The organism is Chitinophaga eiseniae, assembly GCF_012641265.1.
GTDB lineage: Bacteria > Bacteroidota > Bacteroidia > Chitinophagales > Chitinophagaceae > Chitinophaga > Chitinophaga eiseniae_A.
This window is the reverse complement of the sequence record NZ_JABAHZ010000001.1, coordinates 937,985-956,399: the sequence shown is the minus strand read 5'-3', so window position 1 is coordinate 956,399 and position 18,415 is coordinate 937,985. Positions and strand designations below refer to the sequence as shown.

Below are 18,415 nucleotides of genomic sequence, written 5' to 3'. Positions count from 1 at the left end.
AACCCTATTTTTCTTATGTGCGGTATTTGTGGATATATGTTGTTGCCCGGCAGGCAACAACCGGCGCCCCCCATCATTGAGAGAATGGCTGAAAAGCTGTATCACCGCGGCCCCGACGGCACAGCCTTTCTGCATCGCTATCCTGTTACATTCGGTTTTACCCGGCTGAGTATTATTGATTTGTCGGGTGGTATGCAGCCGCTTACCAATGAAGACAACTCTCTTATGCTGATCTGTAATGGCGAAATATTTAATTACATTGAGCTGAGGGAAGAACTGCGGCAAAAAGGACACACCTTTAAAACCCATACCGACGTGGAAGTAATTCTTCACCTGTATGAAGAATTTGGGGTACATTTCTTAAATCGCCTCAACGGCCAATTTGCGTTTGCACTGTATGATGAAAAGAAAGGGCAACTGTTTTGTGCCCGTGATCACTTTGGTATTATCCCATTCTTTTATACCATGGCCGGTGATGGTTTTGTTTTCGGATCTGAGATCAAAGCCATACTCGAATATCCGGGGATAAAGAAGGAGCTGGACCTGGTGGCACTGGACCAGGTATTTACCTTTCCCGGCCTGATCAGCCCCAGGACCATGTTTAAGGGCATTAAAAGTTTGGAGAACGGACACTATTTATTGCTGAACCGCGATGGCCAGCTAACCGATCACGAGTATTGGGACCTTGTTTACCCGGAAATCGGGCACACAGATTATGCCCATCCGGAACATTATTATGTGGAGAAACTGAATGAATTGATTGATCAGTCGATCCGCCTTCGGCTACGTGCAGACGTGCCCGTAGGATGTTACCTGAGTGGAGGATTAGATTCATCGCTGATTGCATCCAAATTAATGCATCTTACACCAGATGTACGCCGGTATTCTTTTTCCATAGATTTTGCGGATCATAGTGCCTCTGAAGCCGATTTTCAGCGTACCGTGGCGAGCATGATCGAATCTGTACATTCGGAAAAATTATTCCTGGAGTCGGATGTGATAGCGCAGCTACCCAAAACTATCTACCACTGCGAATGCCCCGTAAAAGAATCCTATAATACGGCATCGTTGACGCTATCGCGCCTGGTGCGGGACAAAGACATAAAGGTAGTGCTCAGTGGCGAAGGCGCCGATGAGCTATTTGGCGGCTATGTAGGTTATAAATTCGACAAGATACGCGGCATGATGGCCCAGGCGTCACCGCAGCCAAAGAATGGTGAGCATGCGCTGCGGGAAGTGCTCTGGGGTAACGAAGATTTTTTTTACGAGAAAGATTACCATCTTTTCTCAGACGAAAAAAAACAATTATATGCCAGCTCGCTCAGTGATCATTTTCATGAAATAGACTGCCTGCAGCATTTTATTATTGATAAAGAGAAAATCCGGAACCGGGAAATACTGCATCAGCGCTCTTATGTGGATTATAAGCTGAGAATGGTAGATCACCTGGTATCTGATCATGGCGATCGTATGGCGATGGCCAATTCAGTAGAAGCACGTTACCCTTTCCTGGATAAGCATATCGCTGAATTTGCGTACCAGATACCCACTGGCCTGAAATTGAAAGACTTCCAGGAAAAACACATCATTCGCGAAATAGCGAAAGACATTGTACCGCCACGTATCCTGGAACGCGAGAAATTTGGCTTCATTGCGCCTCCAAGCACCCAGCTGCTGAAAAAGAACCACGAGTATATAAACGACCTGCTTTCCTATGATGCTATTAAACGCCGTGGCTACTTTAATCCCAGCACCATCGAAGCCCTGAAACAGCGATACAGCGAAAAAGATTTTAAACTCAATATTCCTTTTGAAAGCGACCTGTTGATCACGGTACTCACTTTCGGCGTTTTCCTCGAACAATTCGACCTGTAATTTTTCTTCTCCTGATCATTTATCCAAAATCTGACAACTGCTTATGGCAAACGAAATATTTCAACTACAGCTGAAAACCGCCCTGCGCACATATAGCCGGCAAATAGCGCTGATACAGGGAGACAGGAAAGTTACCTATAAAACGCTGGAGGCAAACACTTGTCGCATTACCCGCGCACTCTTGCTTACACCAGGATTCAGTAAGGGAGATTTTGTCGGCATCCTTTGCAGCAGCAAGCAATACATCATTACCGCTATAGCCGGGATCAGTTGTGCCGGCGGCGTATTTGTACCACTGGACACCGCATTACCTGCCACCCGTATCCTGCAGATGGCAGATACGGTATCATTGATCATGGTGATCGCCTCCAGGGAAGACACAGAGGTAGCAGGAATCATCGCACAATTGCAACAACAGGAAGTCCATGTGTTTTATATAGAAGATATGCTGCAAACAGAAGAGCGGGAGGATAGTGAATTCCCGGAAGTAGCTTATCACCGGAACGATGCGCTGTATATCTACTTTACATCCGGAAGCACAGGCAGGCCCAAAGCTATATTGGGACAGAATATGAGTCTCCATCATTTTATTAACTGGGAGATAAATACCTTTAAAGTGCCTTCCGGCGCCAGGTTTAGCCAGTTGATCACTCCCGGTTTCGACGCGTTTTTACGTGACGTTTTTGTCCCTCTCTTTTCCGGCGGTATTATTTGTATTCCCGAAGATCCGCAACTGGTATTACAGGCAGATACGCTGTCGGCCTGGTTAAACCGGGAAGAAATTCAGTATATCCATTGTGTGCCCAGCATATTCCGGCTGATCGGCAACGCTGCCACCATCCACAGCTATCCCCGGTTACAGTATGTGTTCCTCTCCGGCGAACGTATTGTGCCTGCCACATTAAAGCCCTGGTACGCCCTGTTCGGCTCCCGTATACAGCTGGTGAATTTTTATGGCGCCACCGAAACAACACTGATTAAAACATACTATGAAATCAAACCCGCAGATGCAGATAGTCAAAATATTCCCGTTGGAAAACCCATGGAAGGCGCCAGGGTATTGGTACTGGATGAACTGCTGAATATATGTGATCCGCTGGTACCGGGAGAAGTATTTATCAGCACTCCCTATTCGGCTAAGGGTTATTATAACGAAGAAGCGTTGACCCGTCAGAAATTCATGTTCGATCCTTATGACCCCAATCCCGATGGACGCATCTTTAAAACCGGCGATAAAGGCCGTTTACTGGCAGACGGCAACCTGGAATTGCTGGGTCGTATCGACCGGCAAATAAAGCTGCGTGGGGTGAGAATAGAACCGGAAGAAGTAGAAACTATTTTGCTGCAACATTCATCCGTAAAAGAAGCTGCGGTAGTTACCACTACCATCAACGATACTACTATACTCTGTGCCTGCCTGGTGCCGGTAACCGATGGCACGGGCGATAACGAAGAAATATTGCAGTATGCCCATACCTGTCTGCCTGATTACATGGTGCCGGGCAAAATCAAATGGTTGTCGGCTTTCCCGAGAAAGGTAAATGGGAAGCTGGATTATGATCAGCTGGAGATCTTACTGCAACCGGCTGCTGAACCGGTATCCGGGCCTTTAACAGCGTTAGAACAACAGCTGTTTGATACCTGGGCAGGCATCCTGAAAAACAATCAATTCGGTGCTGACAATACTTTTTTTGAAGTGGGAGGTAATTCCTTTCACCTGATAGGGCTGGTAGCAAAAGTATACAGTCAGTTCAGGGTACGGCTCACGATCGAAGAAATTTTTAAATACAATAGTATCCGCAAGCTGGCCATTTTCCTGGAAGGGAAAATGACACAGGAGGCGCCGGATATAAAGCCGGCACCCGTGCGGGACTATTATCCCCTGTCTGCCGCACAGTTCAGGATCTACCACCAGCAACAGCTGCAGCCGGAAGGTACCGGGTATAACCTGCCTCAATGCTTTGAAATAACGGGGCCTGTTGATATGGGAAAAGTAGAACAAGCCTTCCGGCAAATGGTACAACGCCATGAAAGCCTGCGCACCTGTTTTAAGATGGTAGGGGGAGAAGTGGTACAGCAGGTGCTGCCGGAAGTCGATTTTCGTATAGACTACCAGGTGAGCACGGAACCCATACCGGCATTAATATCCCGGTTTGTTCGCCCCTTCAACCTGGCGGAGGCGCCACTGTTACGGGTTACCCTGGTGAAAAGAGGCCCCGCGCAATATCTCCTGATGATGGATGTACATCATATCATCGCAGATGGATTGTCGCAGTTGTTGCTCAATAAGGAGTTTTCGGTGCTGTATATGAATTTACCCGCCGCCTCACCGGTGTTGCAGTACAAGGACTTTGCCGTTTGGCAGCAACAGCAACGTACCAGCGAAGTAGTACAACAACAGCAGCAGTACTGGCTCAAAACATTGGCCAATCCTCCGGCGGTATTATCGCTGCCGGGCGAACAGGCTGCAGATCATGCTACGGGCGCATTGCATCATTTTACACTGGCGCGGGAAAATTATCAGCGGTTAAAGAAAATGGCGAAGGAAAGAGAAACCACCATTTTTGTATTACTCCTCGCTGCCTATAATATACTGTTGTCGAGACTGAGCGGGCAGGATGACATTATTGTGGGAACGGCGGCCAGTGGCCGGCAACATGCAGCGCTTGATAAAATGATAGGCATGTTTGTAAATACCCTTGCCCTGCGGAACCAGCTCAGCGCGGATATGTCATTCGATACATTGTTAAAACAGGTGCACAAAAACATGTTAGCCGCACTCCAGCACCAGGACTATCCGTTGGAAGAGATTATCCAGCAGTTACAACTACCGAGGGGGAAACGACATCCCTTATTCAGCGTGATGTTGGTGCTCCAGAATATGAGTGTGGGCAGCGAAAACATTCCGGGCATTACCATTGCTCCTTATCCCATTGCAGAAAGTACGCCGCGGTTTGATCTTACGCTGTACGGACAGGATACCGGCAATGACCTCGTTTTCCGCCTGGCCTATGCTTCGCAGCGCTTTTCTCCAGTCCGGATACAACGCCTGGTAGACTACTTCCAGGAAATTATTACCCAGGTATTATCCTCTCCCGATATACAGTTAAAGGATATTCATCTTTCACACCAGCTGGAAACAGCTGTTAACCAGGTAGAGAAGATATCCTTCCGGTTCTGATCCTGATCCCATCCGCATATACATTCATATCAAATGCTTCATTCCATGTTTCGACAAGAACAACTGGATATACTAACGGCCGCATCTATCCATAACCAGCGGGAAAAAGAATACTGGTTAACGGTGATGGCCGGAGAACTGCCCCATAGCAGCCTTCCCGCAGCGCATAACACCGATCCCAAAGCGACTACCTGTAGCCACTACGAATTTTCAATAGGAGATGACCTGCACCAGCGTTTGCAGCTATTAAGCAATGATTCAGATTACTCCCTGCAGGTGATATTAATGGCCGCATTGCAGGTAATGCTGAGTAAATATACCGACAACGGCGATGTTATAACGGGGACGCCTATATACCGGCAAACGGAATTGTTGGCCGACCAGTTGATGAATACCGTCCTCGCCATCAGGGGTACCGTAGCGGGCAATGCTACTTTCGCTTCCTTGCTGGAGGCCACGGGGCAGCAGATGGTGCAGGCTATACAGCACCAGAACTACCCGATAGAGGTATTGCAGCAGGAACTGGCAGATAACCTGGTGCCCGGTGCTGAGGGACTTTTCAGTGTAGCCCTTTTATTAGACAATATACAGGAACTGCATTACCTGGATAGTATACGGCCAGATATTATCTTCGTATTTACCGCCACCGACAGCTCACTCAAAGGACAGCTGGTATATAAAACGGCCAGGTATGATGCCGCCGTGGCAGCGCGCTTTACACTTCATTATTGCACGTTGCTGCAATACCTGGTTACCCATATAGCGCAGCCATTATACCTGGCCGATATGATGCCGTTAGAAGAAGCTGCCCTGATCCATCAGCAATTCAATGCTACCGACCGCGAGTACGGTAACGCTACGCAATGCCTGGCACAATTGATGGAGGCGCAGGTACAGCGCGATCCTACACGGATTGCCGTTACCTGGCCGGATGGGGTATATACTTACGAGATGTTGAATCGCAAAGCTAACCAGCTTGGCAACGTACTACGTGCCGCCGGTGCAGGGCCTAACCAGGTGGTAGGTGTATTGGCGGAGCGTTCGCCCGAAATGCTGACAGCCATCCTGGGGGCTATGAAATCCGGCGCCGCCTATTTACCCATCGATCCTTCTTACCCGCCAGAACGGATACAGTTTATGCTGGAAGACAGCGGCTGTAAATACCTGGTGGTACAATCGCATCTAACGGTGCCGCCTATATCAGCAGGCGTAACCGTATTTAACCTGAATGACCCTGGCTTATATACAGGCAGCGGAGAAGACCTGCCTTGGGTAAATAAACCGACCGACCTGGCTTATGTGATTTATACTTCCGGGTCTACCGGCAATCCCAAGGGGGTGATGATTGAGCAGCATTCACTGGTAAACCGGCTCAACTGGATGCACGACCGTTACCGCTTAACCGGTACGGATGTGATCCTGCAAAAAACGCCTTTTACATTTGACGTATCCGTATGGGAGCTTTTCTGGTGGCTGTTTACAGGGGCAGGTGTTTATCTGCTGGCGCCTGGGACAGAGAAATACCCCGACCAGATGGTGGCGGAAATAAAAGCCAATAAGGTCACCGTTATGCATTTTGTGCCTTCCATGCTGGTGGTATTCCTGGAGTACGTGTCAGCCACCGGCTGTGAAGCCGCCCTGGCTTCGCTCCGGCAGGTATTTACCAGCGGTGAAGCACTGAGTGCGGCAGCAGTGAGGGAGTTTAACCGCCTGCTGCCCGGATGTGCGTTGTCTAACCTCTACGGACCTACGGAGGCCACAATTGACGTCTCCTATTTTGACTGCCCCGCAACGGGCGTCCCCGACAGTATTCCCATTGGTAAGCCGATCGATAATATACAACTGTTTATCACCGACCGTCATCAGCAGCTGCAGCCAATTGGTGTGGCAGGAGAGTTGTGCATTGGTGGCGTAGGGCTGGCACGGGGTTATCTCAATCGTCCTGAGCTAACAACAGATAGGTTTATCACGGTGCCCTGGCACGACACGCCGGTATATCGTACTGGCGACCTGGCCCGCTGGCTACCTGATGGTAATATTGCCTATCTCGGCCGCATCGATAACCAGGTAAAGATACGGGGATACCGTATTGAGCTGGGTGAAATTGAACAACAGCTCCTGAAGCTCGACTGCATAAGAGACGCGCTGGTATTGGTACAGCAAAGGGAGGAGGATAAATACCTGCGCGCATTTGTCGTCCCTGCAACACCCTGTACAGAGCATACCATTAAAGAAGCCCTCGGCCACGTGTTGCCCGTATATATGGTGCCTGCCTATATCACGTTATTGGATACACTGCCGCTTACCCCCAATGGCAAGGCCGACAGGAAAGCCCTGCAGCGTATGCCACTGTTTATAGAAACAGCAGCACAGCATTGGGACGATCCGCGGGAGCAGATGGTGGCAGATATCTGGAAAGAGGTATTAAAGACCGTGGCAGCCAATGCGGCCGACAACTTTTTTTATCACGGTGGCGACTCTATCCTGGCCATACGCCTGGTGAGTAAAGTAAATACACAACTCCAGGCCAGCATTGACCTGGCAGCGTTTTATGAAGTACAAACATTGGGAGGACTGATTAACCTGGCTACGGCTACGGATACACGCGCAGCTACCGCAGAGAAGATGGCGGTGCTGGAAGAGATCCGCGCATTTGAATCGCAATACCTGGTGGGTATTTCAGCGGAAGAAAAGCAGAATATTGACAGGGTTTATCCTATGAGTGATATCGAAAAAGGAATGTGTTATCATCACCTGAAAGATCCTGCGCTGAATGTTTACTACGAACAAAATACCCTCGATTTTCTTTTTAGTGATATCGATATTGAGCTGATTGTACGGGCATTGAAACTGATGATCACTAAACATCCGGCCCTTCGTACAGCATTTGATCTAAACCGCCTGGCGCATGTGGTTTATAAAGAAATTTCATTGCCCCTGCAGGTGGAGAATCTCATGGATAGGGACAGGGATACACAGCAACAGGTAATCGGCCAGTTTCTGAAGGAAAGTAAACTGAAGGCGTTTCCACTGGCCACGGTGCCGCTATGGCGGATTACGATGTTCCGGATCAATACAGGGCACCTGGTATTTACAATGGAAGCACACCATGCCATTTTTGATGGTTGGAGCTGGGCTTCCTTTATGACAGAATTCAGCAACGTTTATTTCCGGTTAAAGGAAGAACCGGGCTTTACCCCGTTGCCATTGAAGTGCACTTTTGAAGATTATATCCTGGAAGAACTGCTGTGCAAGCGAAACAAAGCCATTACCACCTTCTGGAAAAACGAACTGGAAGGATATCAGCGCCTCCAACTCAATGGCAGCAAGGAATCGCCGGAATACCTGAAAATGTTCCGCACGTTCGACCGTCAATACCTGCTAGGTTTACAACAGGTAGCAGAGCAGTACCAGGTGCAGGTAAAGCACCTGCTCTTTGCGGCCTATGTATATGCCACGAAGATGTTGACCTATGAAAATGATATTGTTACCGGCTTGGTGGCTTTCAGCCGCCCCCTGGTAGAAGACGGAGAGCGCCTGCTGGGTTGCTTCCTGAATACAGTACCCGTGCGTATACAAGTGCCGGCAGGGCTATCATGGCGGGAGTACCTGGCGGCCGTGGAGGAAAAACTGGCATTGATCCGGAAGTATGATCAGCTGCCTTTACTGAGTATTGTAGAACAAACCAGGGAGCAGTACAGCGGCGGCAATCCGTTGTTTGACGCGCAATTCAACTTCGTTAATTTCCACGTCTGGAAGGAAATCAATGATAATACAACGGTAGGTGGAACCGGCGTACCATTCAGGTTTGAAAGCTACCTGCGGGAAAATACGCTGTTCGATTTCAATGTGGACCTGACAGACGGCAACCTGAATATTGCCATAGAATATTTCACCGCTTATATCAGTACCCCTGCTTTAGAACAATTGCTTTCCTGTTTTGAAAAAGCATTGCATCACCTGCAATATACGCCTGATGAAAAGATAGACCCGCTGTTGTTAATGGAGGACGACGTACATCAGATCAGGGAAGTATTTAATGCCACTGCAAAGCCATATGATCAGGCAAACGATACGCTGGTACAGCTCATGGAAGCACAGGTGCGCCAGCACCCTTCCCGCGTGGCGGTTAGCTGGCCGGGCGGCGTCTACACGTATGAAGAGCTGAACACTAAAGCCAACCAGCTGGGCGCCATGCTGCGTGCATTGGGAACAGCGCCCAACGAGGTAGTAGGCATATTGGCTGAACGCTCCCCCGAAATGCTGGTGGCCATCCTGGCAGTAGTGAAATCCGGTGCTGCCTATCTGCCTATTGATCCTGCATACCCCGCAGAGCGGATACAATTTATGCTGGAAGATAGTGGTTGCAGCTACCTGTTGAAACAACAACAGTTTCCTACTCCCGGTATTGAAGGAAACATCACCGTACTGAATATCAATAATGCGGCGCTTTACAAAGGAGCAGGAGCTGATCTGCCATTGGTGAATACGCCGGCCGATCTGGCCTATATTATTTATACTTCCGGTTCCACCGGTAAGCCTAAAGGCGTGATGATAGAACAGCATGCCCTGGTAAACCGGCTGTGCTGGATGCAGTCGAAGTATCCGCTGACCAGCACAGATAAGATCCTGCAAAAGACGCCGTTTACCTTCGATGTGTCGGTATGGGAGCTGTTCTGGTGGCTATTTACCGGCGCTGGCGTTCACCTGTTATCCGCCGGAGCCGAAAAATTCCCCGACCAGATTGTGGAGGAAATAGCGGCAAATGAGATCACCGTCATGCATTTTGTTCCTTCGATGCTCACCGCATTCCTGGACTATATAGCCGGGACGGGATGCGAAGCGTCCCTGCCATCACTGCGGCAGGTATTTGCCAGTGGCGAAGCCCTTCCTGCATCGACTGTGAAAGCATTTAACCGCCTGCTGCCGGGATGTGCGCTGTCTAACCTCTACGGACCTACGGAGGCCACTATTGATGTGTCTTACTACGACTGTCCTAAAGCCGATGTACCGGACAATGTACCTATTGGTAAGCCCATCGATAACCTGCAGTTATATATCACCGATCGTTATCAGCAGCTGCAGCCTATCGGCGTTCCGGGTGAGCTTTGTATTGCCGGTAAAGGTCTGGCCCGCGGATATCTCAACCGGCCGGCGTTGACAGCAGAACGATTTATCCGGGCGCCATGGTGTAATTCGCCCCTGTATCGCACCGGCGACCTGGCGCGCTGGCTACCGGATGGCAACATCGAATACCTGGGCCGTATCGATAACCAGGTGAAAATCCGAGGCTATCGGATTGAACTGGGAGAGATTGAAGAAGTATTGGCGCAACATGAAAACGTATCACAGTGCGCGGTGATCGCAAAACCTACCGCCGGTGACGCATTGCAGCTGCATGCTTATATTGTTCCCCTGGGGGCGTTTAACCGTGAACGGCTATACGAATACCTGAAGCAACGTTTACCTGCTTACATGATACCACCGTTCCTGGTGGAAATGACCGCGTTGCCGCTTACCGGCAGCGGTAAACTGGATCGCAAAGCATTGCCGGAAATGGAAGCACGTGGCCAAAGCCGGCAACAACCCGTTCGGCCGCGTAACTCCATAGAGCTGCAACTCCAAACGATCTGGAAAGAACTGCTGGGAGTAACGGAGATAGGTATTCATGATAACATCTTCGAATGGGGAGGACATTCTTTAATGGCGATGAGGGCTATTGCCACCATAAATACCGCCACAGGGGCAAATGTAGTGATCAGGGATGTTTTTGCATATACCACCATTGCTCAGTTTGCAGCCTTACTGGAAGAGAAAGGCGTAGTGGCTACGCCGCTGGCGCCCACCTTCCTGCGTAAAGGCCCCTTATCCTTTTCCCAGGAAAGATTGTGGTTTATAGACAGCCTGCAAGGCAGCGTGCATTATCATATGCCCGTAGTCGTGAAAATGGAAGGCCCACTAAACGTACAAGCCTTGCAACAGGCGCTGGAAAGCCTTATTGAGAGACATGAAATCCTGCGTACGGTTATCCGGGAGGAAGGCGACCAGGTGTTCCAGTTGCTATGTGAAACAGGCGGCTGGATCATGTCTTATACCGACGATGCTTCCCTGACAGATAAATCCCTGTTGGAAGCACACCTGGAAGAGCAGATCCGGCAACCATTTGACCTTTCCGCGGATTATATGTTGCGGGCCGAACTGATCCGGTTAGCGCCCGATGTACATATACTCCTTACCGTTACCCACCATATTGCAACAGATGGCTGGTCGCTGTCATTGATGGTGAAAGAGTTGATGGAGTTATACCTGGCCGTAGAAGAGAACAGAAGTCCGCGCCTGCCGGTATTGCCCTGGCAGTACGCAGACTATGCGGAATGGCAGCGTACACACCTGCAGGGTGATGCGCTGGCTACGCAACTCGACTATTGGGTGGGTAAGCTGAAAGGTGTATCGCCACTGGATTTTCCGACCGATCGCATCCGGCCGGCGGTGGAAAGAATGCACGGAAGTATTGTACACCACAACATATCACTGGAGCATGCTACACAACTGAAAGCACTTTCCAGGAAAGAAGGCGTTACCCTCTTCATGACGCTCCTGGCGGCTTTTAAAGTATTGTTATATCGTTACAGCGGACAGGAAGATATCTGCGTAGGGATTCCAATCGCTAACCGTACCCGGGAAGAAGTAGAAAAGATGGTGGGATTTTTTGTGAATACCCTGGCGCTGCGCAGCGACTTAGGGGGCACGCCATCCTTTAGTGAATTTTTGCAACAGGTAAGGGAGACTACCCTCGACGCCTATACGTACCAGGAAGTGCCTTTTGAAAGGATTGTAGAACTGGTAGGCGCCGCCCGTGATATGACCCGTAGTCCGTTGTTCCAGGTAATGTTTGTGTTCCAGAACACGCCGGCTACAGAAGTGATGAACTTCGGAAACATCAGCGTATCGCAGGCGAATTATGAACCGGAAACCGCCAAATTTGATTTCTCCTTTGAAGTAACGGAAGTTGCCGCCGGCTTGCGTGTGAACATAGAATTCAAAACAGACCTTTTCAATGCGTCGACCATTCAGCGAATGGCTGCACATTATGAACAGCTGTTGATAGCCATCGCCAGCGATCCCACCCAGAAGGTGAATGAACTACCCCTGATGACTAAAGGGGAAGAGCGCCACCAGCTCGCCGGCTTCAACAATACCACTGTTCCCTATCCGGCTGATACCACCGTGGTACAGCTATTTGAAGAACAGGTAGCCAGAACGCCCGATAAAATTGCAGTGACTTACGATGAGCAGTCGCTTACCTTCCGGGAGTTGCATCAGCGATCATCCGTGCTGGCGGCTTTCCTGCAAACGAAAGGAGTACGCCGGGGAGAGATGATTGCTCTCTGCCTCAACCGTTCATTGGAAATGATCATCGGTATCTGGGGCATCCTTAAAGCCGGATGTGCCTATGTACCTATTGATCCTGCTTACCCGGCTGACAGGATTAGCTATATACTCACTGATACGGATACACGATTGATACTGACAGATGAGTCATCGGCCTCCCGTATTCCACCGGCAGAGAACCTGGAGCAGGTACTGCTGGATGCACATTGGCCTGTCATCAGGAATACGCAGCCAGTAGGTACAGGTAGCTACCCGCAGCCGCACGACCTGGTATACGTTATCTATACGTCTGGTTCTACCGGCAAGCCTAAAGGAGTGATGATAGAACATCATTCGCTGGTAAACCGCCTTACCTGGGGGCAACAGCAATACCCGTTGCATACAACAGATGTGATCATCCAAAAAACGCCTTTTACATTTGACGTATCCGTATACGAGTTGTTTTGCTGGTCATTCACCGGCGCCCGGCTATACCTGCTGAAACAGGGAGAGGAGAAATACAGCGACCGCATTGTGGAAGTGATGATCAAAGAGAAAGTGACCATCATGCACTTTGTGCCCTCTATGCTCACACCATTCCTGGAATATATACAGGAGTCGCCTGAACTGCAGCAGTTGAAAGGCCTGCGACAGGTATTTACCAGTGGCGAAGCTTTATCGGCCGCCGCTGCCCGGCAATTTAAACAGCTGCTGCCATGGTGTGCATTGTCTAACCTCTACGGACCTACGGAGGCCACGATCGAAGTGTCTTATTACAACTGTCCCGACGACAATATTCCGGATAATATCCCCATAGGACGTCCTATCAACAACACCCGCCTGTATATCGTGGATGCCTGGGGAAAACTACAACCAGTGGGCATTGCTGGCGAACTATGTATAGCCGGCGTAGGACTGGCCCGCGGCTATCGTAACCGCGATGACCTGACGGCAGAAAAATTCGTACCCGCTACCTGGACGGACGAACGGATATACCGTACCGGCGACCTGGCCCGCTGGCTGCCCAATGGGAATATAGAATACCTGGGCCGCATCGACGACCAGGTAAAAATAAGAGGCTACCGGATTGAACTGGGCGAAATTGAAAATGTGTTGCTGCAACACCCGGCGGTAAGCCAGGCGGTAGCAATTGCCCGGGCGGATCATAGCGGGGTAAAGCGTTTACAAGCTTATGTTATTTGCCGGGCGCCATTTGATAAAAGCGACATCCTCGCATTTATTGGCAAACATGTACCGGTGTATATGGTGCCAGATATTCTCCTGGAATTACCCGCCTTCCCGCTGACCCCAAGTGGTAAAGTGAATAAGAAGGAACTGCCCGATCCGGAGAATACCGGCATCCAATCAGTATATGTGGCTCCGCGCAATACAACGGATCAGCAGCTGGCCGCTATTTGGCAGGTGTTGTTACGCCTCCCGCAAGTGAGTATCCAGGATAACTTTTTCCGCCTCGGTGGTCATTCCCTCATGGCTATGCGGGTGATGGCTGCTATACGGAAAGATATGGGCGTTGCCCTGTCTATCAAAGACCTGTTTAACTATACTACGATCGCTGCATTATCGGACTATATCAGCAACCGTGGTACCAGTAGTTCCGTGCCAGCTATCGTTCCTGTGGCGGTATCCGCCCGGCCCGCCCGCATTCCGTTGTCTTTCTCCCAGGAAAGGCTCTGGTTTATTGACCGCCTGGAGGGAAGTATACACTATCATATCCCCGGGGTGCTGGAATTGAACGGTACGCTCGATAAAGACGCACTGGAATACGCCTTCCGCGAAGTAGTGAACCGTCACGAGGTACTGAGAACCGTGTTGCGGGAGGACGATGGAAGGCCCTACCAGGAAGTAATGCCGGAAAACCGGTGGAAGATGATTTACCGCGAAGACCCGGCAATGATCGACCAGCAACGCTGGCAGGCACATGTGGTGAATAGTATCCAGCAGCCTTTTGACCTGGCAGCAGACCATATGCTGCGCATCGAACTGGTGAAGTTGTCCGACGTGAAACACAAGATGATCCTGGTTATACACCATATCGCTGCAGATGGCTGGTCGGTATCTATTCTTACCAGGGAGCTGTCGGAATACTATCATGCCCGGCTGGAACAACGCGCACCGGTACTGGACGCATTGCCTTTACAATATGGCGATTATGCCACCTGGCAGAGAGGATACCTGCAGGGGGAAGTATTGGCGCAGCAATTGAAATACTGGAAAGATACGCTGACAGGGATTCCACTCCTGCAACTGCCTGCCGACTTTGAGCGCCCGGCCATAGAAACGATGAAAGGAGGTGTTATTCACTTCCGGGTAGATGAAACTGTTTGCACCCAACTAAAGGACCTGGCGCAGCGCGAAGGGGTCACTTTATTCATGCTGTTAATAGCCGCCCTGAAGGTGCTCCTGTTCCGCTACAGCCGCCAGGAAGATATTTGTATAGGCGTTCCCGTAGCCAATCGTATGGAAAAGGAACTGGAGCCATTGATTGGCTTTTTTGTAAATACCCTGGCCCTGAGGAGCCGTTTCCGCGGACAGCAGTCATTCGCGGAGTTGTTGCAGCAGGTAAAGCAAACCACGCTCGATGCGTACGCTCACCAGGATGTTCCTTTCGAAAAAATAGTGGAGTCGGTAGGCGTGGAAAGAAGTATGAATCACAGCCCGCTTTTCCAGGTGATGTTTGTACTGCAAAATACCCCGGAGATTATGGAAAGCAGGTTAGGAGAGGCGGTGATCAGGCCCGAAGAGTTTAACCGCACCACATCCAAATTTGATCTCACGTTCGATATCACGGAAATGCAAAATGGGCTTTCCCTGCTGGTAGAATATAACAGCGACGTATATGCCGCCGCTTCCATGGAAAGACTGGGTAGGCATTATTGCCAGTTGCTCAAGGCGATTGCGGAAAGTATTCAGCCATCATTGCTGGAATTGGCTGTTGCGAGCGAAGAGGAATTGGCTACGGTATTTGCCTTTAGCCAGGGACCGGCAGCGCCGCCTCCCGCTTCAACGGTGCTGGATACGCTGGCACAACTGGCCCTTACCCATGGCGTTGCCACCGCCGTGGTGGCAGGTGCGGAGCAATACTCGTTTGCCGCGCTGGAAGCATGGTCTGGGCAGTTGGCCCACCGCCTGCAACAGGCAGGCGTAAAATCTGCCGATGTAGTTGGTATCAGCATGACCGCTTCTCCGCAACAGCTCATAGCTTTACTGGCCATCTGGAAATCCGGCGCTACGGCAGTGCCGCTGGATGCAGATACGCCGCCGGAATACTGGCGAGATGTGGTAAAACAAACGGGCGCGCAGTGGTTATTGACTAATAGAGATATGACCCGTTTGCCAGCGGGACTACTAACCGTAATAGATATACGTGATCAGGCAGCAGGCACACCGGCCGCCGGAAATGACCTGTCATTATCGCTGAACAATATTGCTTATACCCGGCATATTACCGGCGCGGATGGTTTGCCGCTGGGTTTTACCGTAGGCCACGCTCAGCTCGGAAGCCGCCTGGAACAGGCCCGGAAAGCCTACCTGGGTAACGGCATAGGGACCACCGCCACGGTAGCCCATGAAGGACTTGGCTTCGATAAATGGCTGATAGTGGTGCTGGCCTCATTGCTGGCAGGGAAGAAAGTGGTAATGATGGCACAGACCCTGCCCGAAATGCTCGACAACCCTGATTTACTGAAATATGCTCCCTATGATTTTATCGCGTTGCCATCTTCCGCATTGCCCCTGGTGGCAGAGCTGGCAGCCGTTTGGAAGTTGACTGATAAATACGTCACCAGCGGAACGCCATTGCAGCGGGCACATCTTGTGGAACTGGCCGCCGTTAATGAACGTTGTATTATCGTGAACGAATACAACACGCCTGGCGCAGCCACCGGTTGTATTGCCGCCAGTATACGCATCACCGACGCCGTTAATCAGCCGGGAAATAGCATACGCCTCGGTCGCCCGCAAAACAATGTAACGGCCCTGGTATGGGACACCCTGGGTCGCCCGGTTCCGCCCGGAATGCCGGGAGAGTTGTGTATTAGCAGTGACGGGGACGTCACTCCTTATTGTACCGGCGACCTGGTCCGATGGGACGCGGAAGGAAACCTCGAATACCTCGGCCGCCTGGACCATGTGATGGAAATAAATGATAAGTCCGGTGATGTTCAGCCAAAAGGCGATGATACGCCGGCAACACCCACAGAGATCATACTGGCAGCCATCTGGCAGGAAGTACTGCAGGTAGAACGGGTAGGACTATACGATAATTTCTTTGAAAAAGGCGGCGACTCACTGGTAACCGTGAAAATATTGAACCAGGCCCGAAAAAAAGGCATCGTATTCCGTATCCGCGACATTTTTATGCACCAGACAGTCGCCTCCCTGGCCGCTTTTATTGATGCCAGTGTAGCAACACCTCAATCCTGACGCTTTTCTTTTACCCCTTAATACTTTTCAGATGCGTACGGCAAAGAAAGAAGTGATAGGCGTGATCGGCGGCTGCGGCCCCCATGCCGGTATTATGCTGGCGGAAAATATTTTCAGACAAACCCTTGCCGGCTCAGACCAGGAACATTTACCCATGTTACTGTCGTCTATGCCGGATCAGATACCCGACAGAACAGCCTTTATCCTGGGAGATGCTGATGAAAATCCCGCCTGTGCTATTGCCTCGATCATCCTGCAAATGGAGGCGCAGGGCGTTACAGTGGCAGGTATTGCCTGCAATACCTCCCATGCGCCCATTATTTATCACACGATACAGGGCATTCTCCATGCAGCCAGGTCAGAAGTGAAATTGCTGCATATGATTGAGGAAACAATGTATTTCCTGGAAGAACATTTCAGGCAGGCAAAACGTATCGGTGTACTGGCCACCGACGGTACCTATAAAACCGGGTTGTATGAATACGCATTGCAGCAACACGGTTTTAACTATATCAAGCCACCTGCAGACTTTCAGCATAAATATATTCACCAGTGTATCTATGACAAGAAATATGGCATCAAGTGCCAGTCGGCGCCGGTTACGCCACAGGCAATGGAAATGATGGAAAAGGCCGTGCAGTACTACCGCGACAAAGGCGCAGAAGCACTGGTGCTGGGATGTACGGAGTTTTCGTTGGCGCTTAGCCGTAGTTCCGTATTTGATATACCGGTAATAGACTCTACGAAAGTGATGGCCCGGGCGCTTATCCGGGAAGCGGCGCCGCATAAATTATGTCAACTAAACTATCACCAACTGACTGTATAATATGCAAAAGATTAAACTGTTTTGTTTTCCATTCGCCGGCGGCGCTGCCTCATTTTATAATCCCTGGAGAATGTTGCTGCCAGACTACCTCGAATTGCATTGCTTTGAATTGGCTGGTCGCGGCAGCCGTATCACGGAATCGCTGTACAGCTCCATCGCAGAAATAGTGGATGAGATCATGATTAAACTGCGGCCCGCATTTGAATCAGGCCCCTATGCGCTCTTCGGACATAGCATGGGCGGTATCATTGTATACGAGCTGACAAAACGGATCAGTGAACAAAACATGCCTATGCCCGTACAGATATTTATTTCCGGGAAAGGCCCCCTGCATTTACCACGGCCGGAACTGAAGATATTCAGCATGCCCGACGAAGAGTTTCAGAAAAATATGATTGAAATGGGGGGCATCTCAGAAGACTTTTTCCGCTCACCGGAACTGGCTTGTCTTTTCATCCCTGTTATCCGCAATGACATGCGACTCGCAGAAACATTTGAAGTGAAAGAGCTGGCGCGGCTGAGCTGTAATATTACCGTTTTTTATGGCGAAGAAGAAATACTGAAACCCGCCGATGTAGAACAGTGGAGATATTACACCAAAGGCGTTTTTAAAGTACACTACTTCAAAGGCGGACATTTTTTTATCAAAGACTACACCCGCGAAATCATAGATATTATATCTGACACCATCATGCAAACCCAAATGAGCTGCTGATACC

5 protein-coding genes are annotated in these 18,415 nt (G+C 50.1%); all 5 read left to right on the top strand.

Annotated features, from left to right (window positions below):
* Positions 1 to 15: 15 nt before the first annotated feature.
* Genes asnB through HGH91_RS03850 form a run of 5 tightly spaced genes read left to right on the top strand, consistent with a single transcriptional unit; the run spans position 16 to position 18,411 of the window.
* Positions 16 to 1,875, top strand: a complete 1,860-nt coding sequence (gene asnB / locus HGH91_RS03870) for an asparagine synthase (glutamine-hydrolyzing) (protein WP_168737126.1) — start codon at positions 16 to 18, stop codon at positions 1,873 to 1,875.
* A 43-nt stretch (positions 1,876 to 1,918) separates the two neighbouring features.
* Positions 1,919 to 5,056: a non-ribosomal peptide synthetase gene (locus HGH91_RS03865; RefSeq protein ID WP_168737125.1), complete on the top strand. Its 3,138-nt coding sequence runs from the start codon at positions 1,919 to 1,921 to the stop codon at positions 5,054 to 5,056.
* A gap of 45 nt (positions 5,057 to 5,101) precedes the next feature.
* Positions 5,102 to 16,870, top strand: a complete 11,769-nt coding sequence (locus HGH91_RS03860) for a non-ribosomal peptide synthetase (RefSeq protein ID WP_168737124.1) — start codon at positions 5,102 to 5,104, stop codon at positions 16,868 to 16,870.
* A 31-nt stretch (positions 16,871 to 16,901) separates the two neighbouring features.
* A complete protein-coding gene (locus HGH91_RS03855; RefSeq protein WP_168737123.1) occupies positions 16,902 to 17,696 on the top strand; it encodes an aspartate/glutamate racemase family protein in 795 nt (264 codons plus the stop codon).
* A gap of 1 nt (position 17,697) precedes the next feature.
* On the top strand, positions 17,698 to 18,411 hold the full coding sequence (locus tag HGH91_RS03850) for a thioesterase II family protein (RefSeq protein WP_168737122.1): 714 nt from the start codon (positions 17,698 to 17,700) through the stop codon (positions 18,409 to 18,411).
* The last annotated feature ends 4 nt before the right edge of the window (positions 18,412 to 18,415 follow it).

Coding starts and splice junctions, on each gene's coding strand:
- HGH91_RS03850 (WP_168737122.1), top strand. CDS start 17,698: ATGCAAAAGATTAAACTGTTTTGTTTTCCATTCGCCGGCGGCGCTGCC.
- HGH91_RS03865 (WP_168737125.1), top strand. CDS start 1,919: ATGGCAAACGAAATATTTCAACTACAGCTGAAAACCGCCCTGCGCACA.
- HGH91_RS03860 (WP_168737124.1), top strand. CDS start 5,102: ATGTTTCGACAAGAACAACTGGATATACTAACGGCCGCATCTATCCAT.
- asnB (WP_168737126.1), top strand. CDS start 16: ATGTGCGGTATTTGTGGATATATGTTGTTGCCCGGCAGGCAACAACCG.
- HGH91_RS03855 (WP_168737123.1), top strand. CDS start 16,902: ATGCGTACGGCAAAGAAAGAAGTGATAGGCGTGATCGGCGGCTGCGGC.